General features: G+C 69.2%; 8 protein-coding genes and 1 pseudogene. 2 read left to right on the top strand and 7 right to left on the bottom strand.

Features of this window, described 5'->3' with window-relative positions; translation table 11 throughout:
• Nucleotides 1-134 precede the first annotated feature (134 nt).
• Nucleotides 135-1,109, top strand: coding sequence for an NADP-dependent oxidoreductase (locus tag AB0395_RS16010; protein ID WP_366281156.1), 975 nt, complete (start codon nucleotides 135-137; stop codon nucleotides 1,107-1,109).
• An 88-nt stretch (nucleotides 1,110-1,197) separates the two neighbouring features.
• Here the strand turns inward: AB0395_RS16010 and AB0395_RS16005 are convergent, their stop codons facing one another.
• Nucleotides 1,198-2,178: an NAD(P)-dependent alcohol dehydrogenase gene (locus tag AB0395_RS16005; protein ID WP_366281164.1), complete on the bottom strand. Its 981-nt coding sequence runs from the start codon at nucleotides 2,176-2,178 to the stop codon at nucleotides 1,198-1,200.
• Nucleotides 2,179-2,275: 97 nt separating this feature from the next.
• Between AB0395_RS16005 and AB0395_RS16000 the strand changes: the two genes are divergently transcribed.
• A complete protein-coding gene (locus AB0395_RS16000; protein WP_366281155.1) occupies nucleotides 2,276-2,950 on the top strand; it encodes a helix-turn-helix domain-containing protein in 675 nt (224 codons plus the stop codon).
• A gap of 125 nt (nucleotides 2,951-3,075) precedes the next feature.
• Here AB0395_RS16000 and AB0395_RS15995 read toward each other — a convergent pair.
• From AB0395_RS15995 to AB0395_RS15970, 6 genes and pseudogenes are all read right to left on the bottom strand, one after another.
• A pseudogene (locus tag AB0395_RS15995) lies at nucleotides 3,076-3,213 on the bottom strand (SAM-dependent methyltransferase); the annotation flags it as partial.
• Between the two features lie 290 nt (nucleotides 3,214-3,503).
• Nucleotides 3,504-4,610 (bottom strand): RNA-guided endonuclease TnpB family protein, encoded by a 1,107-nt coding sequence (locus tag AB0395_RS15990; RefSeq protein WP_366281153.1) that lies wholly within the window; start codon nucleotides 4,608-4,610, stop codon nucleotides 3,504-3,506.
• A gap of 102 nt (nucleotides 4,611-4,712) precedes the next feature.
• Nucleotides 4,713-5,003, bottom strand: coding sequence for a class I SAM-dependent methyltransferase (locus AB0395_RS15985; protein WP_366281162.1), 291 nt, complete (start codon nucleotides 5,001-5,003; stop codon nucleotides 4,713-4,715).
• Between the two features lie 416 nt (nucleotides 5,004-5,419).
• Nucleotides 5,420-5,629, bottom strand: a complete 210-nt coding sequence (locus AB0395_RS15980) for a hypothetical protein (RefSeq protein WP_366281151.1) — start codon at nucleotides 5,627-5,629, stop codon at nucleotides 5,420-5,422.
• Nucleotides 5,630-5,641: 12 nt separating this feature from the next.
• Nucleotides 5,642-6,154, bottom strand: a complete 513-nt coding sequence (locus tag AB0395_RS15975; RefSeq protein ID WP_366281149.1) for a DUF6879 family protein — start codon at nucleotides 6,152-6,154, stop codon at nucleotides 5,642-5,644.
• A complete protein-coding gene (locus AB0395_RS15970; protein WP_366281147.1) occupies nucleotides 6,087-6,398 on the bottom strand; it encodes a hypothetical protein in 312 nt (103 codons plus the stop codon). The genes AB0395_RS15975 and AB0395_RS15970 overlap by 68 nt, the downstream gene beginning before the upstream one ends.
• Nucleotides 6,399-6,705: the final 307 nt, after the last annotated feature.

Here is a 6,705-nt window from a genome sequence, read left to right as displayed (position 1 = left end):
GGTTAAATCGGGCTATCGTGCCTTCAAGCCGTCGAACCGCCAGGAGGAATGATCCATGTCCCTTCGTGAGTCCCGCTCCGAATTATGTCGGGGACGGCTTCCGTGGCGACGTCGCGATGATCAAGGGAGAGACGATGCCAGAGACGATGAAGGCGATCCGGATACACGCGTTCGGCGGACCCGAGGTGCTGACGTACGAGGACGTCCCGATCCCGGCACCCGGCCCCGGCGACGTCCTGGTCCGTGTCCACGCGGCCTGCCTGAACCCGCCCGACTGGTACGCGCGCACGGGTTTCGCGAACATCCCGGAGGGGATTCGGCCGAACCTTCCGCTGCCGTTCACGCCGGGCTCGGACGTCTCGGGCGTCGTCGCTGTCGTCGGCTCCGAGGTCACCGAGTTCTCCGTGGGGGACGCCGTGTTCGGGCTGGTGCGCTTCCCGCAGCTGGACAACGGTGGGAAGGGGTACGCGGAGTACACCACCTCGCCCGCGTCGCACCTCGCGCGCAAGCCCGCCGGGATCGACCACGTGAACGCGGCGGCCGTACCGATGGCGGGGCTGACCGCCTACCAGTACCTGTTCGACCACGTGGGGCTTGAGGAGGGCAGGACCGTCCTCGTCAACGGCGCCGCGGGCGGAGTCGGCCACTTCGCCGTACAGCTCGCCAAGACCAGGGGCGCGCACGTCATCGGCGTCGCCTCCGGCCGTCACGAGGGATTCCTCCGTGACCTGGGCGTCGACCGGTTCGTCGACTACACGACCACCGCCGTCGAGGAGGTGGTGCGCGACGTCGACCTCCTCGTCGACACGGTCGGCGGTCCGAACGGCCACCGCCTCCTGCCCGTGCTCAGGCGCGGCGGCGTGATCAGCCCGGTCTTCTACGGCGAGTACCACCGCGAACGCGCGGCCGAGCTGGGCATCACCTTCGTGTCGGGGCAGGTCCACTCCGACGGGGCGCAGATGGCCGAGCTGGCGCGTCTGATCGAGGAGGGACGGCTGCGCGCGGGCATCGACAGCGTGTTCCCGCTCGCGGACGCCGCCAAGGCCCACGAGCGCGCGGAACGGGGACACATCCAGGGCAAGATCGTCCTGAGCGTCGCCGGAGAGTGAGCGGTCATCCCGCGCGCTGGTCGTTGTGGGTACGCCTGATGCGGCGAGTCCGCGGCTTCCCGGCGGCAGGGGCCAAAAGGCCGACGGGCTAGAAGATCCGGACGACGTACTTACCGCGGACGCCGCCCGCCTCAAGCGCGCGATGCGCCTTGGCGATGTCGGCCAGGGGGAACACCGTGTCCACGACCGGGCGGATCGCGCCACTGTCCACGTACCGGGTCAGGTCGGCGAACAGCCGGTGGGTGGGGTTGCCGCTGAAGAACCGCACCCGCCGCGAGCCGAACACGGCGGAGGCGGCGATGTACGACAGGGACGCGGCGGCGTGGCGCAGGTCGAAGGCGATCGCCACCATGCGTCCGCCCGGCCGTAGAAGCCGCCGGTAGGTGCCGGAGGCGATGCCGACCGTGTCGAGGATCACGTCGAACCGGCCGAGATCGGCAGGGCCGGTGGTCGTGTGGTCGAAGGCCTCGTCGGCGCCCAGGTCGCGGACGAAGTCCAGGTTCTCTGCCCTGGCCAGCGCGGTGACGTGGGCGCCGAAAGCCCGGCCGAGCTGGACCGCGACGCTGCCCACTCCGCCGCTGGCGCCGCGGACGAGCAGACGCTCGCCGGCCTGGAGCCGGGCCTTGTCGCGCAGCGCGGTGATTGCCGTCGTACCCACGCCGGGCAGGGCCGCGGCCTGGACCAGGTCCAGTCCCGCGGGTGCGAGGGCGATCTGCCGGGGACGGACGACCACGTACTCGGCGGCGCTGCCGAACGTGCGCCCCCCTCCCCACACCCGGTCGCCCACCGCAGGTCCGCGCGGGTCAGAGCCCACCGCCGGTTCGCGCTGATCAGAGCCCAGGGCGACGACCTCGCCCGCGAAGTCCAGACCCGTGCGCTTGGGGAAGCCCCGTTGGGCCAGGTCGGTCACCAGCCGCACCTTGCCGGCCCGGCCGAGGAACTCGCCCCCGTTCACGCTGGTGGCATGGACGCGTACCAGCACCTCGCCCGGTCCCGCGACCGGCCTGGGCACCCTGCCTTCGTACAGGACCTCCGGCGGTCCGTAGCGGTCGTACAGAGCCGCGCGCATCTCACTCATCGCCGTGTTCCCTTCGGCTGGAGTCGTTTGGCAGTGACACTAACTCGCTAAACGGAGAGGGTTGTCCATTTAAGCTAATGTGAGAAACATGCCTGAGCAGTCCTCTCGGATAGCGCCGTCCGCGGAGACCGAACTGCGCGCGGACGCGCTGCGCAACCGGCAGCGCATCCTGCACGCCGCGCGGGAGGCCTTCGCGACGCGGGGGATCGAGGTGCCCATGGCGGCCATCGCACGCAGGGCCGGGGTCGGCATGGCCACGCTCTACCGGCGCTTCCCCTCCCGGGAGTCGCTGGTCACCGAGGTGTTCGCCGATCAGTTCGCGGCCTGCGGGGCGGTCGTGGACGTGGCGCTGGCCGATCCGGACCCTTGGCGGGCCTTCCGCACGGTCGTGGAGAAGGTGTGCGCGATGCAGGTCGCCGATCGGGGGTTCACCGCGGCGTTCCTGACGGCGTTTCCCGAAGCGGTCGACTACGAGGAGGGCCGCGCGCGGGCCGAACGGGGCCTCGACACCATCGTGCGGCGGGCCAAGGCCGCCGGGAGTCTGCGCGCCGACTTCGACCTGGCGGACCTCGTGCTGCTGTTCAAGGCCAACCACGGCGTCATCGCCGACACCGGCGACGACGCGGCGGACGCCTCCCGCAGATTGGTGGCCTACCTGCTGCAGTCCTTCCACACCACGAGCCCCACCGCGAGCCCCACCGCGAGCGCCGAACCGCTGCCGCCGCCCCCCAAGCTCGGCCTGGCCTCGCTTCTAACCCGCTGACCTCCCGCGCTTCTCAGGAGATCTTGATGATTCGACGAGGAGAGTTCCAGGCCGTTCCGTTCCCGGTGGATATCCGATACCGGATATCCGGATATCCGGTACGGCGGCGCCCCGGGAGCTTCTCCTCAGACGCGCTCGTACACCGAGACGTGCTGGCGGCTCGCCGCGGTGAACGGGCCTCGGTCCCAGTCGTCGTAGCGCTCCCGCAGCCGCATCCCGGCCAGTCGCGCCATCAGGTCCAGCTCACTCGGCCAGCAGTACCGCAGCCGCAACGGCCGCAGCTTCGTCCCCCGCGCGTCGAACGTGACCCGCTGGTAGGTGACGGTCTGCTCGACCGGGTCGTGCACCTGGAAGTCCATGTTCACCGCGTCCTCGGTCAGGGAGCGGGTAGCGGCCCGCTGGCCCCGGTCGAACTCGGTCAGGTCCTGGTTGACATCCTCCTCCTCGTGAACGAGGGGGATTCCCACGGTCGCCCGTGAGGGTTCCTGTTTCACCGCCGGTCGCCCGCCCGAGAGAACTCTCGTTGAGGTCTTACACCTGCTCCGCAGGCGTTTCACCTGTCCGCCAGCCCGGCGGCCAGGATGTTGCGGGCCGCGTTCACGTCCCGGTCATGGGCCGCGCCGCAGACGCACACCCACTCACGGACGCCGAGCGACATCTTGTCTTGCCGCGCCCCACAGGCCGAGCACAGCCTGGAGGAGGGAAACCACCGGTCTGCCACCAGCAGTTCGCGCCCGTACCAGGCCGTCTTGTACTCCAGCATGCGGCGCAACTCCCGCCAGGACGCGTCCGAGATGGCGCGGGCCAGGCCGCGGTTTTTGACCATGTTGCGGACAGCCAGGTCTTCCACGGCGATCACTTGGTTCTCGCGAACGAGCCGTGTCGTGAGTTTGTGCAGGTGGTCCTGCCTGCGGTCAGCGATGCGGACATGCACCCTCGCGACCTTGAGGCGGGCCTTGGCCCGGTTGGCCGACCCCTTGGCCTTGCGGGCGAGCGCCCGCTGGGCCCTGGCCAGTTTGCGCCGGTCGGCCCGCTCGTGCCGGGGGTTGACGATCTTCTCCCCGCTCGACAGCGTCACCAAGGTGCCGATCCCGGCGTCCACCCCCACCGACGCCTCGACCGGCGGCAGCGGGGGGATCTTCTCCTCCACCAGGAGGGAGACGAACCAGCGCCCCGCCGCGTCCCGGGAGACGGTGACCGTGGACGGCTGCGCGCCCTCCGGCAGCGGACGCGACCACACGATGTCCAGCGGCCCGTCCATCTTCGCCAGCGTCAACCGGCCCTCGCGCCAGCGGAACGCCGAACGGGTGTACTCAGCCGACGCCCGCGACCTCTTTCGCGACTTGAAGACCGGATACCGGGCACGCTTGGCGAAGAAGCTCGCGAACGCCGCCTGCAGATGCCGCAACGCCTGCTGCAGCGGGACCGACGACACCTCCACCAGGAAACCGTGGTCGCCGCCGCGTTTCCAGGCTGTGAGCGCGGCCGACGACTCCCCGTAGGAGATCCGGCGCCCCTCCAGCCGGTAGGCGCGGGTGCGCTCCTCCAGGGCCTTGTTGTAGACCAGCCGCACGCAGCCGAAGGTCCGGGCAAGCTCGAGGGCCTGCCCGGGGGTGGGGTGGAAGCGGTACTTGTAGGCCCGCTTCACGGTCCGCGCCATGCCCCACCTTCTACCACACAACCAGCCAACTATCGAGCACGTGTTCGATTCTGCGGTGATATGTCGCGTTTCCTCCCTGCCTGAAGGCGGGGGTCTCCACGCTCAAGGAGTTCTGATGACGAACACCCCGCCCGGCGCGAGGGACTTCGCGACATTGCGGAAACAGTCGATCTGACGCTCCTGGCTCGGCAGGTTGAACAGCGTGTTGTAAACCAGGTACGCCAGCTGGAAGGGACCCGCCACGTCCACGTCGGCCATGTCGCCAACGACCGCCGGGATCGCCTCGCCACCCGGTTTGGCGCGCATCCGCTCGATCATCGCGGGCGACCCCTCGATCCCCTCGACGGCGATCCCCCGCCGCGCGAGCGGCACCGCGACCCGCCCGGTCCCGATGGCCAGCTCAAGGACCCGCCCGCCGTCCGGGACGAGCTCGGCCAGAAACTCGACGGCCGGTCCGGGTCCAGGGGATGCCGCTCGTCGTACTCATGCGCGTAGTGGTCACCAAAGAACGCCGGATCACCGAATTCGCTCATACCGGCAACCACATCAAGATCCCCCTCCCCGACGCCACCGATTTTCCCTTCCCCACGCGTCGGCCCTGGCCCATGAGCCGTCCTCGTGGAGTATTGAGGAGACCTCGGTCCCCGAGATGGAGATCGTCCCCGAGGCTCCGGTCCCTTGTCCCCGTATCCCTCGGCGGATCACGACGAAGACCGCCCCCACCGGGAAGCGCCTCGTCCCCAACGTTGAGGACCTGCTTCCGGCCGGCAGGGAGGTCGCCGAGGCGCTCGCCGCCGAGGGCCGTCCCCTCACCCGTGACAACCTCCCAGAGCTTGCAGAAGCCAGGAGGGATGCCCCCCCAACGCGACGTTGGGCAGACAAGTGACACGTGCCAGAAAGTCGAACCGCTCGTTCATGGCGGCCATGTCGCCGAAGGCGTAGGTCAGGACGGCGTCACGGCGTAGATCCCGCAGCTTGATGCCGAAAGCCTTCCTGGCTTCGGCCGACTGGTCTTGCACGGCTGGGACGGCTTAGGTCGGCTTGTACTCACGGTGGGGGATGGCCACCGCCCACGCGGCCTCGAAGGCCTCCAAGCACAGCTTGACCACCTCGGGCTCGGTGTAGAGCTGGATCTCAGAGCGGTGCCCGTCGCCGTCCATGACGTTGAACAAGGCGGTGTGACTGTCCAAAACGAAGAAATCATTGCCGGGCAGGGGCAACGTGGAGGTCAGCCGCCGAGGTAGCCAACGCAGATCCTCGCCCGCGTCCACCGCCGGGCCGCTGAACTGAACGGCCATCCGCTGGTAGTCCGACAAGGGCTCAGAGATCACACGGACTCGCCGCAGATGCTCCCCGGCCTGCTCCATCTCCGCAACGCTGTCAGCCCAGACCTGGTAGGAAGCGGCCACGGCGTCGAGGTCACCCGCCAGGAACAGAGCCAGGTCCTCGGCGTCTACGGCGTAGAAGTCGCGCTGCTCAAGCTTGAGGGTCTCGCGCACGTCCTTGAGCAGCTCGGACCGCTGCTTGACCGAGATCAATTCCATAGCGCTCCTCAACGTACATATGCACGAACCGCTCGGCCAGCGCCTCCGGGATCTCCACGAATGTCTCGTCGTCTCGCAAGGCGTGAAGCTGGACCGCGACGCTCTCGCCCTGGCGGTTGCCCTGCACCACCCAGCTTCCCTGATCGGTGCGATAGAAGCTGGGGCAATCGTCCTTGGTCTTGGAGTCGGGGTCCTTGCAGTAGAAGGTAAGCCGTACGCCGTCGCCGCTACCGGGGGATTGCATGAGATTGCACCTCCGAGGGTCGCGAATCGCCACCTTGAGGGTGCGTGCCGTGCCGAGCGGGGTCAAGCGGCTTGAGAAGAACGGGGCCGGGGGTTCTCTACGCTGGAGTTACGTGAACAGGGCCGTTTCCCGGTGGACTGTACGTCGCCCGAGGGTGACGCGGGCGGGTCGGGTAACGACTCCGCCCGCCCGCGTCGCGCACGGACCCGATCACCCCTCCAGAGAGCGAGCCCGTGCGGTACGGCGGCGCGGCGGGGGCGGCGCGGGGGAGGTCCGCCCCCCCGCCCCCGTGAGGGGCGGCCGCGGC

The organism is Streptosporangium sp. NPDC051023 (assembly GCF_040689595.1).
Lineage (GTDB): Bacteria > Actinomycetota > Actinomycetes > Streptosporangiales > Streptosporangiaceae > Streptosporangium.
The sequence above is the reverse complement of the archived record's forward strand: the minus strand, read 5'-3'. Positions and strand labels throughout refer to the sequence as shown.

Coding starts and splice junctions, on each gene's coding strand:
- AB0395_RS16010 (WP_366281156.1), top strand. CDS start 135: ATGCCAGAGACGATGAAGGCGATCCGGATACACGCGTTCGGCGGACCC.
- AB0395_RS16005 (WP_366281164.1), bottom strand. CDS start 2,178: ATGCGCGCGGCTCTGTACGACCGCTACGGACCGCCGGAGGTCCTGTAC.
- AB0395_RS16000 (WP_366281155.1), top strand. CDS start 2,276: ATGCCTGAGCAGTCCTCTCGGATAGCGCCGTCCGCGGAGACCGAACTG.
- AB0395_RS15990 (WP_366281153.1), bottom strand. CDS start 4,610: ATGGCGCGGACCGTGAAGCGGGCCTACAAGTACCGCTTCCACCCCACC.
- AB0395_RS15975 (WP_366281149.1), bottom strand. CDS start 6,154: ATGGAATTGATCTCGGTCAAGCAGCGGTCCGAGCTGCTCAAGGACGTG.
- AB0395_RS15970 (WP_366281147.1), bottom strand. CDS start 6,398: ATGCAATCCCCCGGTAGCGGCGACGGCGTACGGCTTACCTTCTACTGC.